This is a genomic window from Photobacterium makurazakiensis (assembly GCF_050336715.1).
GTDB classification, from domain to species: domain Bacteria; phylum Pseudomonadota; class Gammaproteobacteria; order Enterobacterales; family Vibrionaceae; genus Photobacterium; species Photobacterium makurazakiensis.
In genome coordinates this window covers 35,970-61,846 of record NZ_JAKJSJ010000014.1, presented here as the reverse complement: position 1 = coordinate 61,846, position 25,877 = coordinate 35,970, and the positions used below count along the sequence as shown (strand labels likewise).

The window sequence follows — 25,877 nt, the reverse complement described above, 5'->3', positions numbered from 1 at the left end:
TGAGACAAAGTGATGAGTAAACTGGATAACCAGCAATTAGCAAAAATTAGAACTATGGTGCCAGAGATGCGCCGTGTTGAGCGTATTCACTTTGTTGGTATCGGTGGTGCCGGAATGAGTGGCATTGCTGAGGTCTTGGTCAATGAAGGCTATCGGATCAGCGGCTCTGACATTGCACCGAACGCCGTAACTAACCGTCTTGAAAGCAAAGGGGCCGAGGTGTTCTTTGGTCATCGTAGCGAGAATGTTGAGCAGGCCAGTGTGGTTGTGGTATCGACGGCAATCTCACAAGATAACCCTGAGCTTGTCGCAGCTCGCGAGCTACGTATTCCTGTTGTTCGCCGTGCCGAAATGTTGGCGGAACTGATGCGCTACCGCCATGGTATCGCAATCGCAGGAACGCATGGTAAAACAACGACCACAGCACTAATGACCCAAATTTATTCAGAAGCGGGTCTTGATCCAACGTTTGTGAATGGCGGTTTAGTGAAAAGTGCAGGCACGAATGCGCGCTTAGGTTCAAGCCGTTACTTAATTGCAGAAGCCGACGAAAGTGATGCCTCATTCTTGCATTTACAGCCAATGGTTTGTGTCGTAACTAACATTGAAGCTGATCATATGGATACTTATGGCGGTGACTTTGAAGTACTGAAGCAGACCTTCATTGATTTTTTACATAATTTACCATTCTACGGGCTGGCGATTATGTGTATCGATGATCCGGTTGTACGTGAGCTACTACCGAAGATTGGCCGTCAGGTGATCACTTATGGTTTTTCTGAGGATGCCGATGTTCGATTGGTTGATTATTGTCAGTACGGCCAACAGGGACATTTCTCCATTCTGCGTAAAGGTAAGCCTGCGCTGAAAGTGAAATTGAACATTCCTGGTAAGCACAATGCACTTAACGCCACGGCTGCCGTTGCTGCTGCAACTGAAGAAGGCGTTGCTGACGACGCGCTTATTCGCGCCTTGGTCGAATTTGAAGGTACGGGACGTCGCTTTGATCAACTGGGTGAATTTGAGACCGGAAATGGTAAAGTCATGTTAGTTGATGACTACGGTCATCATCCAAGTGAAGTTGACGTGACTATTCAGGCAGCTCGTGCTGGTTGGGATGAAAAGCGTTTGGTGATGATTTTCCAGCCACACCGCTTTAGCCGAACGCGTGACTTATATGATGATTTTGCTAACGTGTTAGAGCAGGTTGATGTTTTGGTGATGCTCGATGTTTATTCGGCAGGTGAAGCACCAATCGCAGGTGCGGATGGCCGTGCACTATGTCGTACGATTCGTGGGCGTGGCAAAATAGACCCGATTTTTGTACCAAATAACGACGCATTACCATCAGCACTTGCCAATATTTTGCAGAATGACGACCTGTTATTGACACAAGGTGCTGGAGATGTAGGCAAAATTGCGCGTCAATTGGCTGACATGAAGTTAAATATTGCTGAAATGCGTCAGAGTCAATAATGGTTTATTAATGCTTGGTTGATAACTCTAAAAAAATCAGAAAAACTAAGTTATACGAACACTTAGCGATATTGTAAGCTTGGTTGTTTTTGGCCAAATTCTTAGGTCTTGCTCTCAGGATGTGCAAGGAATCGAGTAACAGGTGTTGGAGTGCTGCTGGTTGGTCGGTATAATCGTCCAACTTTGCTCAATAAGTTGCTCGCTTCTCGATACGAAAAGGTAGTATAGAACCCACTTTTTCGGGAAATATCGGCTATTTTGGTAAAGGTAAAAACTATTTATGGCTGATAGTGTCTTAAATAAAATACCACGATCACCTACAGTTGCGATTGGGCGCTGGGGGGGATTGGCTTTTTTTGTCTTTGTTATCATTTTTGTTGCTTGGATTTTTAGTGCTGCAATAAACTGGATGACAGATGCAAATCGACTCCCCTTATCACAACTTGTGATACAGGGTGAATTAAGCTACCTCACGCCAAACGATGTGCGAGATGGGATCTTACAGCTAGAGCAACTGGGCAGTTTTATGACCCAAGATGTCGATGACATCCAACATGCGCTAGAGTCGATGCCGTGGATTGCTCGAGCTGCAGTTCGTAAGCAGTGGCCAGAAACGCTGAAAGTTTTTTTGGTTGAACACGAGCCAGTAGCGTTCTGGAATGAGCAGTATTTGGTCAATACCAGTGGCGATGTATTTTATGCGCCTTTAGAACAAGCGGGTAAGTCGCTTATCGGCTTGGCAGGACCAGAAGGCTCAAGTCAGCAAGTATTGAGCGCGATGCACGAAATGCAACCAAGATTACAGCTTGCGGGCTTTGAAATTGCTACGCTGGCATTAAACGAACGTCGAGCCTGGCGAGTTTGGTTAACAAACGGCATCAGGCTTGAACTGGGACGTGAAGCAAGAATGGAGCGGCTTAACCGCTTTATTAGCTTATACCCAGAATTGGAGCAGCAAGGAAAAGCCATTGAGTACGTAGACTTACGTTACGATACAGGGGCTGCTGTTGGCTGGACAGACGATCCAGAGCAAAACGAAACTAAATAGTCTCGGCTTTATTGACGGACTGTTTGGCCGAGTCGAACAATAAGAGCGTGCGCTAATGACGAAGGCGACAGATAAAAAACTGATAGTAGGCCTAGATATTGGCACTTCCAAAGTCTGTGCTTTGGTCGGGGAAGTGTTGCCTGATGGCGGTGTGAACGTCATTGGTGAAGGCAGCAGCTCATCTGGTGGTATGGACAAAGGTGGGGTTAATGACCTTGAGTCCGTTGTTAAGTCAGTTCAGAGTGCGGTTTATAAAGCTGAATTGATGGCCGACTGCCAGATCTCCTCGGTATTTTTGTCATTATCCGGTAAGCATATACGTTGCCAGAACGAGAAAGGCATGGTGCCAATCTCTGACAAAGAGGTAACGCAAGACGACGTTGACAATGTTATTCATACAGCGAAGTCAGTAAAAATTAGCGATGAACATAAAACTTTACATGTAATTCCTCAGGAATTTGCTATTGATTATCAGGAGGGAATAAAAAACCCTGTTGGTTTATCAGGTGTACGGATGGAAGCGAGTGTTCATTTGATTACTTGCCATAACGACATGGCACGTAATATCGTTAAAGCGGTAGAGCGGTGTGATTTGAAAGTTGATCACCTGATTTTCTCAGGGTTAGCTGCCAGTCATGCAGTACTAACGGCTGATGAGAGAGAGCTTGGGGTTTGTGTTGTTGATATCGGTGGTGGCACCATGGATCTCGCAATATGGACCGGTGGTGCATTGCGCCATGCTGAAGTTATCCCTTATGCCGGCAACGTAGTAACCAGTGATATTGCTTATGCTTTCGGTACACCTCCAAGTGATGCTGAAGAGATTAAAGTGAAATATGGCTGCGCACTGAGCGAGCTGGTGAGTAAGGACGCAAAAGTTGATGTACCGAGTGTTGGTGGTCGACCTTCGCGAAGCTTACAAAGCCAAACATTGGCGGAAGTGATAGAGCCTCGTTATAGCGAATTGCTTGGGCTGGTTAATCAGAAGCTGATAGAAAAACAAGAACAACTGCGTAATGCGGGCGTCAAGCACCAGTTGGCTGCAGGCATTGTCCTGACGGGTGGTGCTGCTCAGATGGAAGGTTTGGTTGAATGCGCAGAGCGTGTCTTCCGTAACCAAGTAAGGGTAGGGCTTCCCTTGGAAGTGTCTGGCCTGACTGAGCATGTTCAGTCTCCGCGTTATGCGACTGCAGTAGGATTACTGCATTATGGAAAGGACAGTCAAACATTTGATGATAGTGATTTGGAGCCGAAACGATCGGTGACAGGTATTTTCACTAAGATTAGTGGTTGGCTAAGAAAAGAATTTTAAAACCTGATGCGAACAGGATGAACGGAGAGAACAAATGTTTGAACCGATGATGGAAATGTCTGATGAAGCGGTAATTAAGGTCATTGGCGTTGGCGGCGGCGGCGGTAATGCTGTCGATCACATGGTACGTGAGTCGATTGAAGGCGTTGAGTTCATCAGTGTAAATACTGATGCTCAAGCACTTCGTAAAAGTAGTGTTAGTACAGTAATCCAGATCGGTGGTGATATCACTAAAGGTTTGGGCGCTGGCGCGAACCCACAAGTGGGCCGTGATTCTGCACTGGAAGATCGTGAAGCAATCAAAGCAGAGCTTCAAGGTTCTGATATGATTTTCATTGCTGCTGGCATGGGGGGCGGTACCGGTACTGGTGCAGCGCCAATCATTGCTGAAGTAGCAAAAGAGTTAGGTATTCTAACCGTTGCGGTTGTGACGAAGCCATTCAGCTTTGAAGGCAAGAAACGCATGGCGTTTGCTGAACAAGGTATTGAAGAGCTGTCGAAGCATGTTGATTCTCTAATCACCATACCTAACGAGAAGTTGCTGAAAGTACTTGGCCGTGGCATTACATTGCTAGACGCATTTGCGAAAGCAAATGACGTACTGCGTAATGCTGTTCAAGGTATTGCAGAGCTAATTACTCGCCCTGGTATGATCAACGTCGACTTTGCGGATGTTCGAACTGTAATGTCTGAAATGGGTCATGCGATGATGGGTAGCGGTATGGCTACTGGTGATGATCGTGCTGAAGAAGCGGCTGAAATGGCAATTTCTAGCCCGTTGCTTGAAGATATCGATCTTGCTGGTGCGCGTGGTGTGCTTGTTAACATTACAGCGGGCATGGACATGCGTCTAGACGAGTTTGAAACTGTGGGTAACACAGTGAAGGCATTTGCTTCAGACAATGCGACCGTGGTTATCGGTACATCGCTTGACCCTGAAATGTCTGATGAACTGCGTGTAACGGTTGTTGCGACAGGTATTGGCAAAGAGTCTAAGCCTGATATTACGTTGGTAACAACGTCGAAGCCGGTTCAAGCTGTTGCTCAAGAGAAAACAGCGACGCCAACGCCTGCAATGGAAGAAGCAAAGCCTGCTCCATTGACGCAATCTGCGCCAGTGACAGAGTCAGCTTCTCAGCCAGCGGCAGCGTCTACGGCAGCGAAAGCGAAGCCTCAAGCAGATCACGACTACCTTGATATCCCTGCATTTTTACGCAAGCAAGCTGACTAGCCTGCGTAAATAAGTTGGGATATTGGTTAAAAAGTGATATCATGTCCGACCTTTTACCGTGCTTTGGCAGGGTAAAAGGTGGCATATTGGCAAAATAATAGTTGAGATAAGCAGATGATCAGACAACGTACTTTGAAAAGCATTGTGCAAACGACCGGAGTGGGACTTCACTCAGGGCGTAAAGTCACGCTTATTCTACGTCCGGCTGCTGCCAACACGGGTGTTATTTACCGTCGTACAGATATGAATCCGCCTGTTGATTTTCCAGCAAATGCAGATTCTGTGCGCGACACCATGTTATGCACTGCCTTGGTTAACGAGGATGGTGTACGTATCTCAACTGTTGAGCACCTAAATGCGGCATTAGCTGGTATGGGTATCGATAATGTTATTATCGAAGTGGATGCGCCTGAAATTCCAATTATGGATGGTAGCGCCAGCCCGTTTATTTATCTGCTTCAGTCTGCTGGTATTGATACGTTGAATGCTCCTAAGCGTTTCTTACGTATCAAGAAAACTGTTCGCGTCGAAGATGGCGATAAGTGGGCTGAACTTCGCCCTCATAACGGTTTCCGTCTTGATTTCGCTATCGACTTTAATCATCCGGCGATTGAATCAGAGCAACAGCGTTTAGTGTTAGATTTTTCTAGCCAGTCTTTCGTTAAAGATATTAGTCGTGCCCGCACATTTGGCTTTATGCGTGATATCGAATACCTTCAGTCTCAGAACTTAGCGCTGGGCGGCAGTTTTGATAATGCCATTGTATTAGATGATTACCGTATTTTGAATGATGACGGTTTACGCTTCGACAATGAACTTGTGACACATAAAGTACTTGATGCTATCGGTGACTTGTACATGTGTGGCCACAATATCATTGGTGAAATGGTCGCGTTTAAATCAGGTCATGCCCTGAACAATAAGCTACTGCGAGCAGTGCTAGCTGATCAAGAAGCTTATGAATGGTCGACCTTTAACGAAGAACATGAAGTGCCGGTGACATTTGCTCAGCCAGGAATGGTACTTGCCTAAATCGAATAGGTAGTGTTGCCAACAGAATTAAAAAACGCCGAACTTTGTTCGGCGTTTTTGTATATCAGGGCTAGAGTTTTTTGACTTAGCTTTTCTTAGCTGACAGCGCCGCAATACGCTCAAGTCGCTTTTTGATTTTATCTGGTGCATCTTGGGCGGTATGTAATAAATATTGAGCGGCTAATGGTGAGATAGGTTTGCGGACAATATCGGGCGTTTTATCTTCTTTAATGACTGTCACTGCTGCCAGCTCGGGATTCACTTTGATATCGATGCGAGCCAAATTAGGCAGTAACTTTTCACGCAGTTTATTGATCAAGGTATTGCGTTCGTAGTTCAGGCGCATTGACCAAGCGGCTGATGCCGTTTCAATGATCAGTATCCCTTGGCGGTAATTGCTAACGCGGCAAAACTCAGCACAATCGAGGTGCAGTTTAACGGCTTTATTGAGCTTACTTAAAGCAATAGCACGCTGTTGGATGTTGCCAAGTTGGCTGTCATCAAGTAAGTCTGCTGTCGTTTGAGGGCGATGATCGCGCATAGCTAATCGTTCCTGAGCAAAAAGTAGGGGCTAAGTTCTAATTTTTCACATATGGTAAGTCTACCTAAGGGATTTGCCATAGGCGACACTGTCAATATGGCTTATTATATCAAGTCTGGCGGGGAGTGCCTCCTGTTAGCAAGGCTAGAATGTTCAAATATGGATAGTGATATATATTGCAAACTCTAGGATTGTTTTCATACTCCCCCTTGAAATTGTCGGGTAAAACCACAATATCATTTTTAACCACAGTTTTTCGGATCGGCTTCCGTTGTCACTTACGTGACGGATTTAGACGGGACAGGGATGATAGAAGTCTGAACTAAGTGTATAGCTTGGTTTGGTACAATCCCGGTTGAAAAATTCAGATTAAGCGATTCAGCCATTACTGTAGCTGAAATAACAAAGAGAAAACGGCATAGCCATGTTATCAAAACTACTGACCAAAGTTATCGGTAGCCGTAACGACCGCACACTGCGTCGTATGCGCAAAATTGTTGACCAAATCAACAAGCTCGAGCCTCAATTCGAGAGCCTCCAAGACGAAGAGTTAAAAGCCAAAACGGTTGAATTCCGTGAGCGCATAGAACAAGGTGAGAACCTTGACCTACTTTTACCAGAAGCCTTTGCAACGGTTCGTGAAGCCTCCAAGCGTGTGTTCGGTATGCGTCACTTTGACGTACAGTTGATCGGCGGTATGGTATTGAACAACTGCCAGATCGCAGAAATGCGTACAGGTGAAGGTAAAACCCTAACAGCAACCTTACCGGCTTATTTGAATGCCTTGACCGGTAAAGGTGTCCACATTGTTACCGTTAATGACTATTTGGCTGCACGTGATGCCGAAACTAACCGTGCATTGTTTGAATTCCTAGGAATGTCGGTTGGCGTCAACGTGCCAAACATGGCCCCTCAGGCGAAAAAAGAAGCGTACCAAGCTGATATCTTGTACGGCACAAACAATGAGTTTGGCTTTGACTACTTGCGTGACAACATGGCTTTCCGTGCTGAAGATCGCGTACAGCGTGAGCGTTTCTTTGCTGTTGTCGATGAAGTCGATTCCATCCTAATCGATGAAGCACGTACACCACTCATTATCTCGGGTCCTGCAGAAGATAGCTCAGAGCTTTACACCAAGATCAATACCCTGATCCCACAGCTGGTAAGGCAGGATCAGGAAGACAGCGAAGAGTACCGTGGCGAAGGCCACTACACGGTTGATGAAAAATCGAAGCAAACTCACCTGACAGAAAATGGTCAAGAGTTTGTTGAAGATCTGCTTAAGCAAAACAGCATGATGGAAGAAGGTGATACCCTGTACTCACCTGCTAATATCAGTCTACTGCACCATGTAAACGCTGCCCTACGTGCCCATGTATTGTTTGAGCGTGACGTTGACTACATCGTTAAAGACGATGAAGTGGTTATTGTTGATGAACACACTGGCCGTACTATGCCTGGGCGTCGTTGGTCTGAAGGTCTTCATCAAGCGGTTGAAGCCAAAGAAGGCGTGAAAATCCAGAACGAAAACCAAACGTTAGCGTCTATTACCTTCCAGAACTACTTCCGTCTGTATAACAAACTGTCAGGTATGACAGGTACTGCTGATACAGAAGCTTTTGAATTCCAATCAATTTATGGTTTGGAAACGGTTGTTCTACCAACCAATAAACCGATGATCCGTGATGACATGGGTGATTTGGTTTACATGACAGAGCTTGAGAAGTTTGCTGCGATTAGCGAAGACATTAAAGAGCGTGTTGAGAAAGGCCAGCCTGTATTGGTTGGTACCGTTTCGATTGAAAAATCAGAACTTTTATCTAATGCACTGAAGAAACAAGGCATTAAGCACGAAGTACTCAATGCTAAGTTCCACGAACGTGAAGCAGACATTGTTGCTCAAGCGGGTTCTTCAGGCGCTGTAACAATCGCGACTAACATGGCCGGCCGTGGTACGGATATCGTACTTGGTGGTGCTTGGCAAAGTGAAATTGCGAAGATTGAAAACCCGACAGATGAGCAAATTGCTCAGATCAAAGCTAAATGGCAAGATGCTCACGAAGCGGTATTAGCTGCTGGTGGCCTGCATATCATTGGTACTGAGCGTCATGAATCTCGCCGTATCGATAACCAGCTACGTGGTCGTTCTGGTCGTCAGGGTGATGCTGGTTCATCGCGTTTTTATCTGTCGATGGAAGATGGCCTGATGCGTATCTTTGCCTCGGATCGTGTATCAAACATGATGAAGAAGCTGGGTATGGAAGAAGGTGAAGCCATTGAACACCCATGGGTAACGAAAGCTATCGAGAATGCACAACGTAAAGTTGAAGGCCGTAACTTCGATATTCGTAAACAGTTACTTGAGTTTGATGATGTTGCCAATGACCAGCGTAAGGTGGTTTATGAGCTACGTGATGAGCTGATGAATGCTGATAATATCAGCGATATGATTGAGCAAAATCGCGAAGATGTGATTCAGTCGGTTATTGATGGCTATATTCCTCAGCAGTCTTTGGAAGAAATGTGGGATATCGCAGGTCTTGAAGAGCGACTAAAAGCGGATTACGACTTGGAATTACCAATCCAAGAGTGGCTAGACACTGAAGATAAGCTTTACGAAGAAGCATTACGTGAGCGTATCGTAGAAACGGCAGTCAGCGTTTATCGTCAGAAAGAAGAAGTCGTTGGTGCGGAAGTACTGCGTAACTTCGAGAAGACGGTAATGCTACAGAACCTTGATACGCTTTGGAAAGAGCACCTTGCTGCAATGGACCATTTGCGCCAAGGTATTCACTTACGTGGCTATGCACAGAAGAACCCGAAACAGGAATACAAGCGCGAATCGTTTGAACTGTTTGAAGAAATGCTGGAAAGCTTAAAATCTGATGTGATTGCTATCCTGAGTAAAGTACGTGTTCAGCAGCAAGAAGAAGTTGAACGTGTGGAAGAAGAGCGTCGTCGTCAAGCAGAAGAGCTTGCACGCCGTCAGCAATTCCAACACCAAAATGCTGATAATCAGATTGCAGATGAAAGCACAGAGCAAGACGATGAGTCAGCTCCTTACCAGCGAGAAGATCGCAAGGTGGGTCGAAATGAACCTTGTCCATGTGGTTCTGGTAAGAAGTACAAGCAGTGTCACGGTAAGATCAACTAATTGATCAACAGCATTGTTTGTTACTGTAAAAAGGCCGCTTAGCGGCCTTTTTTAAATCTGTTTATTTATAATTGAAATAAGTATGTGCTCTTTCTTGTTGGTGCTGACTTATCCTGCACAATGAATGATCATTTACTTATCCTGGTTGATAGTAGAAAAATAGGCGTTATACATTGGAAAAGAAACAAATATGGATATCAGCAGGAATCATTCTGAATGCTGAACAAGATCAAGTCTTTATTACTCAACGTGCGGCAAAAGCCCATAAAGGTGGTTTTTGGGAGTTTGCGGGCGGTAAAGTGGAAGCTGGTGAGACAGCCGAGCAGGCGGTGATCCGTGAACTTCAGGAAGAAGTAGGTATTCATGCCACGACGTTAGAGCATTTCATCGCACTAGAGCATGACTATCCTGAAAAAGCACTGAAGTTTGATTTCTTCTTGATCAAAGCTTTCGAAGGCGAAGCCTTTGGTAAAGAGGGGCAGCCGGGTGAGTGGGTCGCCTTATCGGCACTTTCTGAGTATGCTTTCCCTGAAGCAAACAATGTAGTGTTGCAGAAATTGATGTCGCGTTGATTAAGAGAGTAGGCTAATCGTCGGCCATTGACGATAATCTAAAGCCAAGATCCTTGTGAACGAATCAGCGGATCTTGGCGTCAGGGAGTTGTTAGTAGCCCATATCTTCAGACCAGCCATCAGAGTCGGACAGATCAGGCGCGCCTGGAATGGCTTTTTCTTCTTCTGCCCATTCACCAAGATCAATAAGCTGGCAGCGCTTGCAGCAGAATGGACGGAAAGGGCTTTGCTCTCCCCACTCAACCTCGGTTTTACAGGTTGGGCACTTCACAATAGTGACTTTCGTTGAAGGGGTAGATGATTGCGTCACAGGGAACCTCAGCAAATAGCTAATTTAAATTCAATTGTTTCAGCGATGGCTGCCCCTTCCTCAAACGGTAAGAAGCGAACAGCAAAGCGACTGCGGTGACCTGATATCATAGGATAAACGCCATGGCTTGGGCAAATATCTAATCGCAGTAAGCAGGCATCTTCGGCATCATGCTGAAAAAAACCACCTCTGGCGATTTGCGGTTGGTAATGACTTGATTCCCGTACCAGCCTTAGCCATAAATTTAGCGCGACAGTCAGTTCATCAATATGCAGGAGCCAACCTTTCATATTGCTTTGCTTGTGGGCTAAAGGCAGGTGTAACCAATGGTGAAGCGTGGGTAAGTCGAAACAACAGCTGCCGCCAGGGATTGAAAACCGTTGCTTAATACCGCCTAAAAAGCGATCTTCCCGTAATGCTTGTCCCAAGCGGTTGGCCGTGAGTAATTGGTGCTGAGCGGCTTCGAGCTTATCAAGCAGCTGAAGTAATGCACTTTGATCGACGCCTTCAATATTTAACCAGTTTTTCAATTTACTTCGCTGTTTATCAAGATCTTTGGCGAGCTCTGCTTTGAGCTGGATCTGATCGAGGATTTCGAGTAAATCGAATAATGCTCGGAAGAAAATTTGGTGCTGCCACTGATCATTGAGTTGGCTGGCATGCGTCATCTGACGAATTAAATATTCCAGACGAAGGTAAATGCGAACCTTTTCATTAAGTGGATGCTCAAAACGGTTAACTTGCATAGCAATTACCTAAATGACAGTTGACGTTGCTACGCAATCGATTTGCGTAGATATGGGTTTGTTATGATGGCGACGATTGAGACATCGCTAGGTATTGCTGGTGTAATGCTAACACTTGTTCATCAAGGCTGGCACTGTCACCATTATTACTAATGACATCATCAGCAACGGCTAAGCGTTCTTGTCGCGATGCCTGAGAAGCTAAGATGCTTTTGACTTGCTCAATATCAACACCGTCGCGCTGAGTCGTTCGTGCTATCTGGGTGTCTTCATCGACATCCACAACCAGCAAGCGATTAGTCATTGTTTGAAGGTTATTCTCAACCATTAAAGGAATAACGAGTAAGCAATAAGGTGATGTTGTTTGCTGAATATCAGCCTGCATTTTTTGTCTGATCATCGGGTGCAGTAACTCATTAAGCCAATGCTTCAAATTATCATCGCTGAATATTGCTGCTCTTAGCTTACTGCGGTCTAGATTACCATCTGTCAGTAGTATGTCAGAGCCTAATTTTTCTTCGATCGCTTGTAATCCGGCTGAACCGGGTGCCACGATCTCTCTCGCGACCACATCAGCATCAATAATATCAATGCTGTAATCGGCGAATAAGTTGGCTACAGTGGTCTTACCGCTGCCAATCCCGCCTGTTAATCCGATGACGATTGTCATAAATTAAAGTCCCACATACGCAGTTAGATACCAGTTGAGCAAAGGTTCGCCCCATAAAATTGCTATCCAGCCTGCAATTGCTAGGTAAGGACCAAAAGAGAAAGGGGTTTGGCTATCAGATTGTTGTACTCGCATTAATATGATGCCACAAATAGCGCCAACCAATGATGACAGTAATACAACAAAAGGTAGTAATTGCCAGCCTAACCAAGCACCTAATGTGGCAAGTAATTTAAAATCGCCATAGCCCATGCCTTCTTTACCCGTCAATAACTTAAACAGCCAGTAAACACTCCAAAGAGCGAGGTAGCCGGCCATTGCACCGATAACGGCATCGTGTAAAGAAACCGGAGACCAACCGAGCAGCGCAACAAGTAAACCAGCCCACAGCAACGGCAGGGTAATTTGATCTGGAAGCAGCATTTTATCGATATCGATAAAGGTTAAGGCTATCAATGCAAAACTAAAGAAAATAACCGCGATTGACCATTCTGACATTGGCAGCATTACAGCAACCGTGGTTGCAATGACGGCGGTCAATAGCTCGACGGCAGGGTAGCGGGCACCGATTTTAGCTTGGCAATGTTTACAGCGACCTTTCAGGATTAACCAGCTGATCACTGGAATATTTTCCCACATGCTTATTGGATGTTGGCAATGCGGGCAGCGTGAGCGTGGTACGCTTAAATTAAAGGGCGATGTGGTTTCTACTGCGCCAAATTCAGGAAAGCATTCAGCACAATCAGACTTCCATTCCCGCTCCATCATGATGGGAAGGCGGTAAATGACAACATTAAGAAAACTACCGACGAGAAGGCCAAAAACAGCAGCCAAAACAGGATATAGCCAAGGGTAGAAGGTCAGTAGTTCCATGAACGGTATCTCATATAAATCATTGAGGTTATTGTAGGGGAATCCTCGATCAGATCCTAGAACCTAAGCCCTAGTTCCGATAAAGAGTATGTGTTTGGCGTATATTTTAGCTTTTACTTTGTCTTGCCATTATTGTGCAATGGACTTGCTATATACGTTGCTGTTTAGCCGATGACACTCATTAGCTTGAAGATCGGCATATACATCGCAATAAGTAGTCCACCAATTAACCCTCCTAAAAAGATAATAATCAGCGGCTCAAGGATCTTACCCAGATTATCGACGGTATTATCCACATCATTTTCGTATAGGGTTGCCATCTTGTTGAGCATGTCATCCAGCGATCCCGACTCTTCACCAATCATTGTCATCTGTAACATGAGCTCTGGAAACACGTTACTTTGTCGGAGTGCAATGTGTAACGGCATGCCCGCTGCTGTACTGGCATGGGCTTCCAACATGGCTTGTTCGATATATCGGTTTCCTGCGGTTTTGCCTGCCGCATGGAGGCCGTCTAGCAGTGGAATACCCGCGCTAAAGGTTGTGGCAAGGGTGCGGGCAAATCGGGCAATGGTTGCTTTTAGCAATACAGTCCCAATGATTGGGATGCTCAGGTTGAGCCGGTGGATCGTGAGTTTGGTTTTAGCAGAACGTCGATAGCTGTAACTGAATAAAAATAACGTCAAGCCAAGGGCGATACTGAGATAAACCCCGTAATTGATCAGCCCGTCAGAAATGATGATCACTTGGCGGGTAAACCAAGGAAGCTCTGCGCCAAAGCTACTAAAAATACTGGCAAATTGCGGGATCACAAAGACCAGCATCATTATTGTCACCCCAATGGCTGTTAAGGTCACCATGGTGGGGTAGATCATGGCTTTGATCACCTTTTTACGCATTGCTTCATTTTTCTCACGATAGGTCGCGATGCGATCAAACACTTCGGCAAGGTGGCCGGTCTGCTCACCAGTATTGACCAAGTCACAATAAAAATTATCGAACAACGGCGAGCTATTACGCATGGCACGGGAAAGGGAGGCACCTGATTCTACTTGAATGGTAATTTGTGACAAAGTAGCCCGACCTTCTGCTTTGTGGTGGCTTTCTGCGATCAGTTTTAACGATTGAACAACTGGGACACCAGAGGCGATCATGGTCGACAATTGTCGGGTTAAAGCGGTGATGTCAGCTGGTGTCAGTTGGTTCTTCATTTTGCTAAATGAAGAGGGGGGGCGATGTTTGATCTTTTTTACTTGGATCATTTGTTCGCTGAGCTTAGCCCTAACTTCTTGCTCTTGAAAACCGAGGATCACTCCAGACAGCTTTTTACCGGCTTGATTGACACCGCGCCAGTGGTAATAGCGAATTTTACTGGCTTGTGCCATAACATTATCCTTCTCGGTGGTTTGTTCGGGGGGAAGATATTTAGCTAAAGTGCAATACACGCTGTAATTCGTTAAGGCTGGTGACCCCGTTACATAACTTCTCGATACCTGAGTGTTGCAGCTTTTGCATGCCTTGCTGGCAAGCAATGTCTTCTAATTCAAGCGTGCTTGCCCCACGCATTAGTGCCTCAGACAATTGACGAGAGAACGGCATGACTTCATAAATGCCAACACGTCCCATATAGCCCTTATTACACTCATCGCAGCCTTGAGCGTGAGCTTGGTACAATGTGGCTGTTGCTGGGATCATCAATCTATCGCGCATGAAATTATCGAGATCATGTTCTTGTTTGCAGGATGGGCATAAGCGACGTGCCAATCGTTGGGCGATGATCAAGCTAAGGGATGAGGCGAGGTTGAAGTCTTCAATTCCCATATTGGTCAAACGGGTAATGGTTTCGGCGGCAGAATTGGTGTGCAGGGTTGAAAGCACCAGATGGCCCGTTTGTGCAGCTTTAACCGCAATGCCGCCAGTTTCGAGATCGCGGATTTCGCCAACCATCACAATATCGGGATCTTGACGAAGAAACGATCGCAATGCTTCGGCAAAGCCCAGCCCCACGGTGGTGTTGATCTGAACTTGGTTGATCCCCGGTAAATTAATTTCTACCGGATCTTCTGCCGTCGAAATATTGCGCTCATCTGTATTGATGATATTCAGGCCGGTATAGAGTGACACGGTTTTGCCGCTACCCGTAGGTCCGGTCATTAGTATCATGCCTTGTGGTTGCTGCAGCGCAGCTAAGTAGTCCTGCTTTTGTTTGTCGTTGTAGCCCAAGAGGTCAATGTCGAGGTTGGCACTGGAGCTGTCTAAAATCCGTAATACTACCTTTTCCCCCCATAATGTCGGAAGGGTGGAAACCCGTAAATCAATCGCCAGTGTTGTCGATAGCCTGAGCTTGATCCGCCCATCTTGTGGCTGGCGGCGCTCGGCAATATTGAGTTTCGACATCACCTTAAGCCGCGTTGATAGTCGACGCGAAAGGTGAGCAGCTGGGGTGGCATGCTGATGTAAGATACCGTCACAGCGAAAGCGGATCCGAAATGTTTCCTCGTACGGTTCAAAGTGAATATCAGAGGCTTTCTTTCTTACAGCATCCATTAAGACTTGGTTGATATAGCGCGTAACGGGGGCGCTGTCTTGGGTGATATCGGTAGCATCATCGAGTAATTCGCCATCGCTTAAATCAACTAGCTCAACCAAATCGGCATCACTAACACTACGCTGATTTTGCTCTGCGCCTTTAATATCACTGCCATATACCCGGCGAATGGCTGCTTCTAGCTGTTTATGATCCAGCAACATCGGCTCAATGTTTTTACCAGTAGCAAAACGCAATTCATCCAACGCGTTCATCTGGGTGGGATCGCTCAAGCCAATGAAGATGGTATGGTCATTGGCTTGTAGTGGCAGCACTTTGTGTTGCAGCACTAAGTCTCGCTGGCTTAACGACTTGCAGCATTCACTGTAGTCGTACTGGTGTATATCTACCAAGGCGATAGCAAAGATGATTTCCAGCTGGCGAGCCAGTTCGGTGCTGCCCATAATGCCTAGTTGCACCAAAGCAGAAGGCACTGACGTGCCTTCTGCTTGGGCGAAATCCACCACTTGCTGCTGCTGCACCACGCTGAGTAAATTAGCTTGGTGCAGAATAGAGGCGAGATTGGAGTGCATTATGGGCAATAAGTTGTTTGTGCTTTATCACTAGCATCTTTGCATGATGTTACCCAAGTGATGCCGTCATTACTATATGTTGCATTCATAACATATGCTTCATCTTTGGCTATAGGGCCTTTTGCAGCATTTGCTTTAATTGTGATTGCTACATCATTGTCACCTGTACCACCTGCGGCTGTTATTTTCATATCATTCAATATGAATTCTGCTGGAACATAATCTTTAGCTGAAATACAGTTAGCCTTAAATGCAGTTCCATCAGAAGCGTTCTCATGAGCGCAAAGTTCAACAGCAAGTTTTACGGCAGATGCTGCTTTTGGAAATTCTGCTAAAGTCGCTTTCTTTGTATAGTCTTGATAGGCTGGAACAGCAAATGCAGAGATGATCCCAATAATTGCCACCACGATCATCAACTCAATTAACGTAAAGCCATTTTGCTTTTTCATCTTTTAATCCTTATTTCTTTATATCGGTCAATCACTAACCACTGAAAATGTTTTTGGTAAGCTCAGAATAAGGTTTTGCTGCAACTGTCTGAATTGGCTGGAAATGATTGCTCGGCGCAGTCGTGATTAATAATGCTGTTGTTGCAGAGGTTACAATGAAGGCTGCGACTGATTATCCGCTTTTTTACTAAGGGAATGGTTAATAAGGCTGGAAACCGGTAAATAGGGGATTAGCGCTGGGAGAAGGTTAATAATAAAGTTGGATACAAAAACGCGATAGCCGAGGCCATCGCGTAGTGTTATATCGGTAGTGCGAAGGTACGCCTTACTTAAAGCGCATCGATAAGTCCATGGCTTTCAAGTGTTTGGTCAACGCCCCGACCGAGATGTAATCAACGCCTGTTTCAGCGAACTCGCGGATTGTCTCGAGTGTTACATTGCCAGAATTTTCCAATGCCGCACGGCCTTGGTTAAGTGCTACCGCTTCACGCATCATCTCGGTGGTAAAGTTATCGAGCATGACGATATCAGCACCGGCATCAATCGCTTGCTGCAGTTCAGCAAGGCTTTCAGTTTCAACCTCAACCGGTTTGCCTGGGTTTAGCTGTTTCGCCGTTGAAATTGCCTGTTCGATGCCGCCACAGGCAATGATGTGGTTTTCTTTGATTAAGTAAGCGTCAAATACGCCGATACGGTGGTTGAAACCGCCACCGCAAGTCACGGCATATTTCAACGCACTGCGCAGGCCCGGAATGGTTTTACGGGTATCAAGTAGACGGCAGCCAGTTCCTTCCAGTTGCTTGGCGTATTGGGCAACGGTAGTCGCACAGCCCGATAGCGTCTGGATAAAGTTCATGGCGTTACGCTCGCCGGTTAACAGCATTCTCGATGGGCCAGATAAGGTACACAATGTTTGGTTTGGCTCTACCTTGTCACCGTCTTGAACATGCCACTCAATAGTCACGTCACCACCGAGCTGCTTGAAGACTTCATCTGCCCACATTTGGCCACAGAAAATACCGTGCTCACGGGTGATGATGGTTGCAACACCTTGACTGTCGGCTGGGATCAAACTTGCCGTGATATCACGGTTGGCATCGATCTCGCCACCTAAGTCTTCCCGTAGGGTGTCGGCGACGGCTCGGGTAATTTCAAGGGGTAACTGCTGTTTAAGGTAGTTTAAGCGCGATTCGCTGTCGTGCTTCTTTTCCATCTGAGTCATGACAATTCCGTAGCATGGGTTGAGCTGCTTATTATTGCGAGCTTACATCGTGGAAAGCCCCGCAATGGGATAACAGGGATCATACAATGAGATGAGGTGAGATCCTAGCGAGAGCGCGGCGTTATACATAAAGTAAAATGAATGTTTGATACAATTGTAAGCTTAATGAAGTCTGTTGATATGATGACGCACAGGATTTAGTGATGACCTTAACCATTAATTCAGAGCATTGGCTGGAAAACGTCAAGCATGTTCCTTCTCCCTTTTATGATCAACGGCCTGATAGCGACGATATTTCGTTGCTGGTGGTCCACAACATTAGTCTACCGCCGGGTGAATTTGGTGGGCCTTACATTGAACAGCTATTTACTGGGCAGCTAAACCCTGACGAACATCCCTATTTCGAGTTAATTTCCGAGTTTCGTGTGTCTGCGCACTGTTTAATTAGACGAAATGGCGATATCATTCAGTTTGTCCCACTTAATTGCCGTGCTTGGCATGCTGGTGTGTCGCAATTCGCCGATCGAGATAAATGTAATGATTACTCTATCGGTATAGAGTTGGAAGGAACGGATACCCTCCCATATACCCAAGCTCAGTACTTAACACTGGCTGCGCTCACACGGGTTATTGTTACGCGTTACCCTCAAATTATTCAAAGCCGTATCACAGGTCATGAGTTTATCGCTCCAGGGCGGAAAACCGATCCTGGGTTAGCGTTTGACTGGCTTGCTTATAAGTCGCTACTAGTAAAATAGTACATGGCTTTGATGCATAACTTCGATACATACCCTTTCGGTATACGCGGTTATAAAATGTAAGCAAATTGGTCAGACCATTGTGTGCTTTTTCGTCTCAAATCCGCTTGAACCCTGTTGGATACTGGTAGTGAACATGTTTTAACAAGTTTTCACAAGATGAAATTTTTGTTAAAACCACTCTCATTCTATGATTTCTGTCAAGTTGTCAGTGGACATCTTCAATTATTTCTGTAAACTTTCTTCGTATAGTTAAATTGGTAATACCAATTATCCGCACTCCGGAATTTTCTAGAACGCTATAAGTGTAAGAAGCATAATAAAAATGACTTATAAACGAATTCGCCAACCTAAGCTCTCTGATGCGATAGAGCAAGAACTGGAGCGCCTGATCCTTGAGGGAATTTTATCCCCTGGTCAGCAGTTGCCGCCAGAACGTGAGCTGGCTAAGCAATTCGATGTTTCTCGCCCTTCTGTTCGTGAAGCTATCCAGCGATTAGAAGCCAAACAGCTACTAACACGCCGCCAGGGTGGTGGTACTTTCGTGACTGAAAAACTATGGCAGAGTTTTTCTGAACCACTGTTAGATCTCTTAGCCGCCCATCCAGAAACCCAGCTAGACTTGCTGGAGTCTCGCCACGCCCTAGAGGGGCTAGCTGCTTACTATGCAGCTCTGCGAGGCAATGAAGACGATTTTAACCGTATTCGCGACTGCCATGCGCGGATACAGGACGCTCAGCAACAAGGTGATTTAGAAGCCGAAGCAACCGCCGTGATGCAATACCTAATTGCCGTCACAGAATCTGCGCATAATGTCGTATTGCTTCATATCATTCGTAGCCTTGCCCCATTGCTAGAGCAAAACGTATTACAAAACTTTGAGCTCCTGAACCGTCGCCCAGAAGTGGCGGGGAAGGTGCGAAAGCATCGAGCCAATATTGTGCAAGCAATCGTTTCTGGTGAGCCTGAGAAGGCCCGTGAAGCATCGCATGCACATTTGGCTTATATAGAGGAAACCCTGTTGGATTTATCGCGTGAAGATAGCAGACGTGAACGCTCTCTTCGTCGGATTCAACAACGCAAGGACGGGCTGGATTAGTGCCCCTAAAATAAGCCGTGGGTGGTAGTAAACAGTCGCGACATTGTTAGTTTTGTAGATTATCAACGAAAGGATAGATCGCATGTCTGAAGTCATGAAAAATGACGTTGACGCACTTGAAACTCAAGAGTGGCTAGAAGCTCTTGAATCAGTCGTTCGTGAAGAAGGTGTAGAACGTGCACAGTACCTGCTTGAGCAAGTACTAGATAAAGCGCGTTTAGATGGCGTAGATATGGCTACGGGCATTACTACGAACTACGTTAATACGATTCCAGCAGCACAAGAACCAGCTTACCCTGGTGATACAACGCTTGAGCGCCGTATTCGTTCCATTATCCGTTGGAACGCAATCATGATCGTATTGCGTGCTTCTAAGAAAGATTTAGACCTAGGTGGCCACATGGCTTCTTACCAGTCTGCATCGGCTTTCTACGAAGTGTGTTTCAACCACTTCTTCCGTGCACCAAACGAAGTTGATGGCGGCGATTTGGTTTACTACCAAGGTCACATCTCTCCAGGTATCTATTCTCGCGCATTTGTTGAAGGTCGCCTAACTGAAGAGCAGTTAGATAACTTCCGTCAAGAAGTTGATGGCAAAGGTATTCCTTCATACCCGCACCCTAAACTAATGCCTGAGTTCTGGCAGTTCCCAACTGTCTCTATGGGTCTAGGCCCAATCTCTGCTATCTATCAAGCTCGCTTCCTGAAGTACCTTAACGGTCGTGGCCTTAAAGATACTTCTGCTCAACGTGTTTACGCGTTCTTGGGCGATGGTGAGATGGATGAGCCAGAATCACGCGGTGCGATTTCTTTCGCTGCACGTGAAAAGCTAGATAACCTGTGTTTCCTAATCAACTGTAACCTACAGCGCCTAGATGGCCCTGTTATGGGTAACGGTAGCATCATTCAAGAGCTAGAAGGCCTATTCAAAGGTGCTGGCTGGAATGTTGTTAAAGTGATCTGGGGTAATAACTGGGATGCACTACTAGCAAAAGACACTACTGGTAAGCTTCTTCAGCTAATGAATGAAACTATCGATGGTGACTACCAGACATTCAAATCTAAAGATGGCGCCTACGTACGTGAGCACTTCTTTGGTAAATACCCTGAAACAGCTGCGCTTGTTTCTGACATGACAGATGAGCAAATCTTCGAACTTAAGCGTGGTGGCCACGATTCTTCGAAACTATTTGCTGCATTCAACAATGCACAAGAAACAGACGGTAAGCCAACCGTAATCCTTGCTAAAACTGTTAAAGGTTACGGCATGGGCGAAGCGGCAGAAGGTAAGAACATTGCACACGGTGTGAAGAAAATGGACATGACACATGTTCAACACCTGCGCGATCGTCTAGGCCTACAAGACATCCTATCTGATGAAGATATGAAGTCTCTTCCATACTTGAAGTTGGAAGAAGGTTCTGCTGAGTATAACTACCTGCACGCACGTCGTAACGCACTACACGGTTACACGCCTCAGCGTCTGCCTAAGTTCACTCAAGAATTCAAAGTGCCTGAGCTAGATGCATTTGCCCCACTACTTGGTGAGCAAAAGCGTGATATCTCGACCACAATGGCTTACGTACGTACGCTAAACATCCTGCTTAAAGATAAGAACATTGGTAAGAATATTGTTCCTATCATCTGTGATGAAGCGCGTACGTTCGGTATGGAAGGTTTGTTCCGTCAGGTTGGTATCTACAACCCACACGGCCAAGAATACACACCTGAAGACCGCGGTGTAGTGTCTTACTACAAAGAAGCGACGTCTGGTCAGGTTCTTCAAGAAGGTATCAACGAACTAGGTTCAATGGCATCTTGGGTTTCTGCTGCAACGTCTTACAGCACCAACGATCTGCCAATGATCCCGTTCTACATCTACTACTCAATGTTCGGTTTCCAACGTATTGGTGACATGGCATGGCTAGCAGGTGACCAACAAGCACGTGGTTTCCTATTAGGTGCTACTGCTGGTCGTACAACGCTTAACGGTGAAGGTCTACAGCACGAAGATGGTCACTCGCACATTCAAGCGAACACTATCCCGAACTGTATCTCTTACGACCCAACGTTTGCTTACGAGCTAGCGGTGATCATGCAAGACGGTATCCGTCGCATGTACGGTGAGAACCAAGAGAACGTGTACTACTACCTAACGGTAATGAACGAAAACTACGCAATGCCAGCAATGCCAGAAGGCGCTGAAGAAGGCATCCGTAAGGGTATCTACAAGCTAGAATCTTACGCGGGCGATAAGAAAGTTCAGCTGATGAGCTCTGGTACTATCATGAATGAAGTACGCAAAGCTGCACAGATCCTGAGCGACGACTACGGTGTTGCATCTGACGTTTACTCTGTTACCTCTTTCAACGAGCTAACACGTGATGGTCAAGATGTTGAGCGTTTCAACATGCTACACCCAGAAGCTGAGCAGAAAGTACCTTACATCACTACGGTAATGGGTTCTGAGCCAGCAATCGCTGCAACTGACTACATGAAGAACTACGCCGAGCAAGTTCGTGCGTTCATGCCTTCTGAGTCTTTCAAAGTACTTGGTACTGATGGTTTCGGCCGTTCTGACAGCCGTGCAAACCTACGCCGTCACTTCGAAGTTAATGCGGGCTACGTAGTAGTTGCAGCACTAACTGAACTGGCTAACCGTGGTGATGTTGAGAAGACAGTAGTTGCAGAAGCAATTGCTAAATTCGACATCGACGCTGACAAGATCAACCCGCTATACGCGTAAGAGGCAACTAAACATGGCAATCGAAATTAATGTACCTGACATTGGTGCAGATGAGGTTGAAGTAACTGAGATTCTTGTTAGCGTTGGCGACAAGGTTGAAGAAGAGCAATCTCTGATCACTGTAGAAGGCGACAAGGCTTCTATGGAAGTACCAGCTTCTCAGGCGGGTATCGTTAAAGAAATCAAAGTCGCTGAAGGCGATACGGTTTCTACTGGTTCTCTAATCATGATTTTCGAAGCCGAGGGTGCAGCACAAGCTGCGCCTGCTCCAGCGGCTGAAGCAGCTCCAGTAGCAGCTCCAGCAGCGGCAGCAGCGGCTGAGCTTAAAGAAGTTCACGTACCGGATATCGGTGGCGACGAAGTAGAAGTAACTGAAATTATGGTTGCAGTTGGCGACAGCATTGAAGAAGAGCAGTCTCTTCTTACTGTTGAAGGCGACAAAGCATCAATGGAAGTACCAGCTCCTTTCGCTGGTGTTCTAAAAGAAATTAAAATTGCAGCTGGCGACAAAGTATCTACTGGTTCTCTAGTAATGATCTTTGAAGTAGCTGGTTCTGCACCTGCAGCGCCTGTAGCTCAAGCTGCGGCACCTGTAGCAGCGGCTCCTGCTGTATCTGCAGCAAAAGAAGTTAACGTTCCAGACATCGGCGGTGATGAAGTAGAAGTTACTGAAATCATGGTTGCGGTTGGCGATACAGTGGAAGAAGAGCAATCTCTAATCACTGTTGAAGGTGACAAGGCTTCTATGGAAGTTCCTGCACCATTCGCGGGCACGGTTAAAGAAATCAAGATTGCAGCTGGCGACAAAGTGTCTACTGGCTCTCTAATCATGGTATTCGAAGTAGCTGGCGCAGCTCCTGCTCCAGTTGCAGCGGCACCTGCTCCGGCAGTGGCTGCTCCAGCTCCAGCGGCGGCAGCACCTGCACAAGCGGCAGCTCCAGCAGCAACGGGTGAATTCGAAGCTAACAACGAGTACGCTCATGCGTCGCCGGTTGTTCGTCGTCTTGCTCGTGAGTTCGGTGTAAACCTTGCGAAAGTTAAAGGTACTGGCCGTAAGAACCGTATTCAAAAAGAAGACGTTCAAAACTTCGTTAAAGATGCACTTAAGCGTCTTGAGTCTGGTGCAGCAGCATCTGGTAAAGGCGATGGCGCAGCACTTGGCCTACTACCTTGGCCGAAAGTTGACTTCAGCAAGTTTGGTGAGACAGAAGTTCAAAAACTATCTCGCATCAAGAAGATTTCTGGCGCTAACCTGCACCGTAACTGGGTAATGATCCCGCATGTTACACAGTGGGACAACGCAGATATCACTGCTTTGGAAGCATTCCGTAAAGAGCAGAACGCGATTGAAGCGAAGAAAGATACTGGCATGAAGATCACACCACTTGTGTTCATCATGAAAGCAGTAGCGAAAGCTCTTGAAGCGTTCCCTGCATTCAACTCTTCTCTATCTGAAGACGGTGAAAGCCTGATCCTTAAGAAGTACGTGAACGTAGGTATCGCAGTAGATACGCCAAACGGTCTTGTTGTTCCTGTATTCAAGGACGTTAACAAGAAAGGTATCTACGAGCTGTCTGAAGAATTGAAAGCAATTTCGAAGAAAGCACGTTCAGGTAAGCTTACAGCTTCTGACATGCAGGGCGGTTGTTTCACAATTTCTAGCCTTGGTGGCATCGGTGGTACTGCGTTCACACCTATCGTGAATGCGCCAGAAGTTGGTATCCTAGGTGTATCTAAGTCTGAAATGAAGCCAGTGTGGAACGGTAAAGAGTTTGAACCGCGTCTACAGCTTCCACTTTCTCTATCATACGATCACCGCGTGATCGATGGTGCTGAAGGTGCACGCTTCATTACTTACTTAAACGGCTGTCTATCTGATATCCGCCGTTTGGTGCTTTAGATTTTCCTTTCGTAGCGATCATGCCTGCAAAAGCAGGCATGGAATTGTTGCGTAGCTCACAGGCTATGGCAATTTACTTTTCAGTTTGTTAACAGGTCTGTAAACTTGTTGGCTAACTGAAACAAGAAAGTAGAACTTGCCTGATAGCCTGTTAGGGATATAAGACTTACAACGAGGTCATGATGAGTAAAGAAATTAAAGCCCAGGTAGTGGTGTTGGGTTCAGGCCCTGCAGGTTACTCTGCGGCGTTCCGTTGCGCAGATTTAGGTCTAGATACAGTCCTAATTGAAAAATACAGCACACTTGGTGGTGTTTGTCTAAACGTGGGTTGTATCCCATCAAAAGCTCTGCTTCACGTAGCGAAAGTTATTGAAGAAGCAAAAGCAATGGCTGAGCACGGTGTTGTTTTCGGCGAACCACAGACAGATATCAACAAAATCCGTCTTTGGAAAGACAAAGTAATTACCCAGCTAACTGGCGGTCTTGGCGGTATGGCTAAGATGCGTAAAGTTAACGTTGTTAACGGCTACGGTAAGTTTACTGGTCCTAACACTATCGTGGTTGAAGGCGAAGACGGTCCAACGACTGTTAGCTTTGACAACGCGATCGTTGCGGCAGGTTCTCGTCCTATCGAGCTACCATTTATCCCGCATGAAGATTCACGTATCTGGGACTCAACTGACGCGCTTGAGCTGAAAGACGTACCAGAAAAGCTACTTGTAATGGGTGGCGGTATTATCGGCCTAGAAATGGGTACGGTATACCACGCGCTAGGTTCTCAGGTTGACGTTGTTGAAATGTTCGACCAAGTGATCCCTGCTGCAGATAAAGACATCATCAAAGTCTTCACTAAACGCATCAAGAAGAAATTCAACCTGATGCTAGAGACTAAAGTAACAGCTGTTGAAGCGAAAGAAGATGGTATCTACGTTTCAATGGAAGGCAAAAAAGCACCAGCTGAGCCTACTCGTTATGATGCAGTACTTGTTGCTATCGGTCGTGTACCAAACGGTAAGCTTCTTGACGCTGAAAAAGCGGGTATCGAAGTTGACGAGCGTGGCTTCATCAACGTTGATAAGCAGATGCGTACTAACGTTGCTCACATCCACGCTATCGGTGACATCGTTGGCCAACCAATGCTTGCTCACAAAGGTGTGCATGAAGGCCACGTTGCGGCTGAAGTTATTTCTGGTAAGAAGCACTACTTCGACCCTAAAGTAATTCCTTCAATTGCGTACACTGAGCCAGAAGTTGCGTGGGTTGGTAAGACTGAGAAAGAAGCAAAAGCTGAAGGTATCAACTACGAAGTTGCGACTTTCCCTTGGGCTGCTTCTGGTCGTGCAATCGCCTCTGACTGTGCTGACGGTATGACGAAGATGATCTTCGACAAAGATACTCACCGTGTGATCGGTGGTGCTATCGTTGGTACTAACGGTGGTGAGCTACTGGGTGAAATCGGTCTAGCGATCGAGATGGGTTGTGATGCCGAAGATATCGCGCTAACTATCCACGCACACCCAACGCTACATGAGTCTGTTGGTCTTGCTGCTGAAGTATTTGAAGGTTCAATCACTGACCTTCCAAATGCAAAGGCTGTTAAGCGTAAGTAATTACGTTT

Annotated in this window: 21 protein-coding genes; 12 read left to right on the top strand and 9 right to left on the bottom strand. The window is 46.1% G+C overall.

Annotation, left to right across the window (positions count from 1 at the left end):
* Positions 1-12 precede the first annotated feature (12 nt).
* From murC to lpxC, 5 genes are all read left to right on the top strand, one after another.
* Positions 13-1,476 carry a UDP-N-acetylmuramate--L-alanine ligase gene (murC, locus tag L4D09_RS06830; protein WP_428456744.1) on the top strand — a complete coding sequence of 488 codons (1,464 nt, stop codon included), beginning with the start codon at positions 13-15 and terminating at the stop codon, positions 1,474-1,476.
* A gap of 280 nt (positions 1,477-1,756) precedes the next feature.
* Positions 1,757-2,524 (top strand): cell division protein FtsQ/DivIB, encoded by a 768-nt coding sequence (locus L4D09_RS06825; protein ID WP_428456743.1) that lies wholly within the window; start codon positions 1,757-1,759, stop codon positions 2,522-2,524.
* 55 nt (positions 2,525-2,579) lie between these two features.
* Positions 2,580-3,836, top strand: coding sequence for a cell division protein FtsA (ftsA, locus tag L4D09_RS06820; RefSeq protein ID WP_428456742.1), 1,257 nt, complete (start codon positions 2,580-2,582; stop codon positions 3,834-3,836).
* Between the two features lie 34 nt (positions 3,837-3,870).
* Positions 3,871-5,067, top strand: a complete 1,197-nt coding sequence (gene ftsZ, locus L4D09_RS06815) for a cell division protein FtsZ (RefSeq protein WP_428456741.1) — start codon at positions 3,871-3,873, stop codon at positions 5,065-5,067.
* 114 nt (positions 5,068-5,181) lie between these two features.
* Positions 5,182-6,099 (top strand): UDP-3-O-acyl-N-acetylglucosamine deacetylase, encoded by a 918-nt coding sequence (gene lpxC / locus L4D09_RS06810; RefSeq protein ID WP_428456740.1) that lies wholly within the window; start codon positions 5,182-5,184, stop codon positions 6,097-6,099.
* A gap of 85 nt (positions 6,100-6,184) precedes the next feature.
* Here lpxC and L4D09_RS06805 read toward each other — a convergent pair whose 3' ends face one another.
* On the bottom strand, positions 6,185-6,640 hold the full coding sequence (locus tag L4D09_RS06805; RefSeq protein ID WP_428456739.1) for a DUF721 domain-containing protein: 456 nt from the start codon (positions 6,638-6,640) through the stop codon (positions 6,185-6,187).
* A gap of 424 nt (positions 6,641-7,064) precedes the next feature.
* Here L4D09_RS06805 and secA point away from each other — a divergent pair, with 424 nt between their 5' ends.
* Together secA and mutT are read left to right on the top strand one after the other, a co-directional pair.
* A complete protein-coding gene (secA, locus tag L4D09_RS06800) occupies positions 7,065-9,794 on the top strand; it encodes a preprotein translocase subunit SecA (protein WP_428456738.1) in 2,730 nt (909 codons plus the stop codon).
* A 173-nt stretch (positions 9,795-9,967) separates the two neighbouring features.
* Complete coding sequence (gene mutT, locus L4D09_RS06795; RefSeq protein WP_428456737.1) at positions 9,968-10,366, top strand: 8-oxo-dGTP diphosphatase MutT; 399 nt, start codon at positions 9,968-9,970, stop codon at positions 10,364-10,366.
* 91 nt (positions 10,367-10,457) lie between these two features.
* Here the strand turns inward: mutT and yacG are convergent, their stop codons facing one another.
* The 8 genes from yacG to nadC all read right to left on the bottom strand — a co-directional run bounded on the left by yacG (position 10,458) and on the right by nadC (position 17,747).
* Positions 10,458-10,676 carry a DNA gyrase inhibitor YacG gene (gene yacG / locus L4D09_RS06790; protein WP_428456736.1) on the bottom strand — a complete coding sequence of 73 codons (219 nt, stop codon included), beginning with the start codon at positions 10,674-10,676 and terminating at the stop codon, positions 10,458-10,460.
* Positions 10,677-10,684: 8 nt separating this feature from the next.
* A complete protein-coding gene (zapD, locus tag L4D09_RS06785) occupies positions 10,685-11,422 on the bottom strand; it encodes a cell division protein ZapD (RefSeq protein ID WP_428456735.1) in 738 nt (245 codons plus the stop codon).
* Positions 11,423-11,483: 61 nt separating this feature from the next.
* A complete protein-coding gene (gene coaE, locus L4D09_RS06780; RefSeq protein WP_428456734.1) occupies positions 11,484-12,092 on the bottom strand; it encodes a dephospho-CoA kinase in 609 nt (202 codons plus the stop codon).
* Positions 12,093-12,095: 3 nt separating this feature from the next.
* Positions 12,096-12,965, bottom strand: coding sequence for a prepilin peptidase (locus tag L4D09_RS06775; RefSeq protein WP_428456733.1), 870 nt, complete (start codon positions 12,963-12,965; stop codon positions 12,096-12,098).
* A 164-nt stretch (positions 12,966-13,129) separates the two neighbouring features.
* Positions 13,130-14,350 (bottom strand): type II secretion system F family protein, encoded by a 1,221-nt coding sequence (locus L4D09_RS06770; protein ID WP_428456732.1) that lies wholly within the window; start codon positions 14,348-14,350, stop codon positions 13,130-13,132.
* Positions 14,351-14,390: 40 nt separating this feature from the next.
* Positions 14,391-16,085, bottom strand: coding sequence for a type IV-A pilus assembly ATPase PilB (gene pilB, locus L4D09_RS06765; protein WP_428456731.1), 1,695 nt, complete (start codon positions 16,083-16,085; stop codon positions 14,391-14,393).
* Complete coding sequence (locus L4D09_RS06760) at positions 16,085-16,534, bottom strand: pilin (protein ID WP_428456730.1); 450 nt, start codon at positions 16,532-16,534, stop codon at positions 16,085-16,087. The genes pilB and L4D09_RS06760 overlap by 1 nt, the downstream gene beginning before the upstream one ends.
* Before the next feature lie 325 nt (positions 16,535-16,859).
* Positions 16,860-17,747, bottom strand: a complete 888-nt coding sequence (gene nadC / locus L4D09_RS06755) for a carboxylating nicotinate-nucleotide diphosphorylase (protein WP_428456823.1) — start codon at positions 17,745-17,747, stop codon at positions 16,860-16,862.
* 212 nt (positions 17,748-17,959) lie between these two features.
* Here nadC and ampD point away from each other — a divergent pair, with 212 nt between their 5' ends.
* The 5 genes from ampD to lpdA all read left to right on the top strand — a co-directional run bounded on the left by ampD (position 17,960) and on the right by lpdA (position 25,869).
* Entirely contained in the window at positions 17,960-18,514 is a 555-nt protein-coding gene (ampD, locus tag L4D09_RS06750; RefSeq protein WP_428456729.1) for a 1,6-anhydro-N-acetylmuramyl-L-alanine amidase AmpD, read from the top strand.
* 325 nt (positions 18,515-18,839) lie between these two features.
* Positions 18,840-19,613: a pyruvate dehydrogenase complex transcriptional repressor PdhR gene (gene pdhR / locus L4D09_RS06745; RefSeq protein ID WP_428456728.1), complete on the top strand. Its 774-nt coding sequence runs from the start codon at positions 18,840-18,842 to the stop codon at positions 19,611-19,613.
* 82 nt (positions 19,614-19,695) lie between these two features.
* Entirely contained in the window at positions 19,696-22,359 is a 2,664-nt protein-coding gene (gene aceE, locus L4D09_RS06740; protein ID WP_428456727.1) for a pyruvate dehydrogenase (acetyl-transferring), homodimeric type, read from the top strand.
* 13 nt (positions 22,360-22,372) lie between these two features.
* Positions 22,373-24,259: a pyruvate dehydrogenase complex dihydrolipoyllysine-residue acetyltransferase gene (gene aceF, locus L4D09_RS06735; RefSeq protein ID WP_428456726.1), complete on the top strand. Its 1,887-nt coding sequence runs from the start codon at positions 22,373-22,375 to the stop codon at positions 24,257-24,259.
* 182 nt (positions 24,260-24,441) lie between these two features.
* Positions 24,442-25,869, top strand: a complete 1,428-nt coding sequence (gene lpdA / locus L4D09_RS06730; RefSeq protein ID WP_428456725.1) for a dihydrolipoyl dehydrogenase — start codon at positions 24,442-24,444, stop codon at positions 25,867-25,869.
* Positions 25,870-25,877 lie beyond the last annotated feature (8 nt).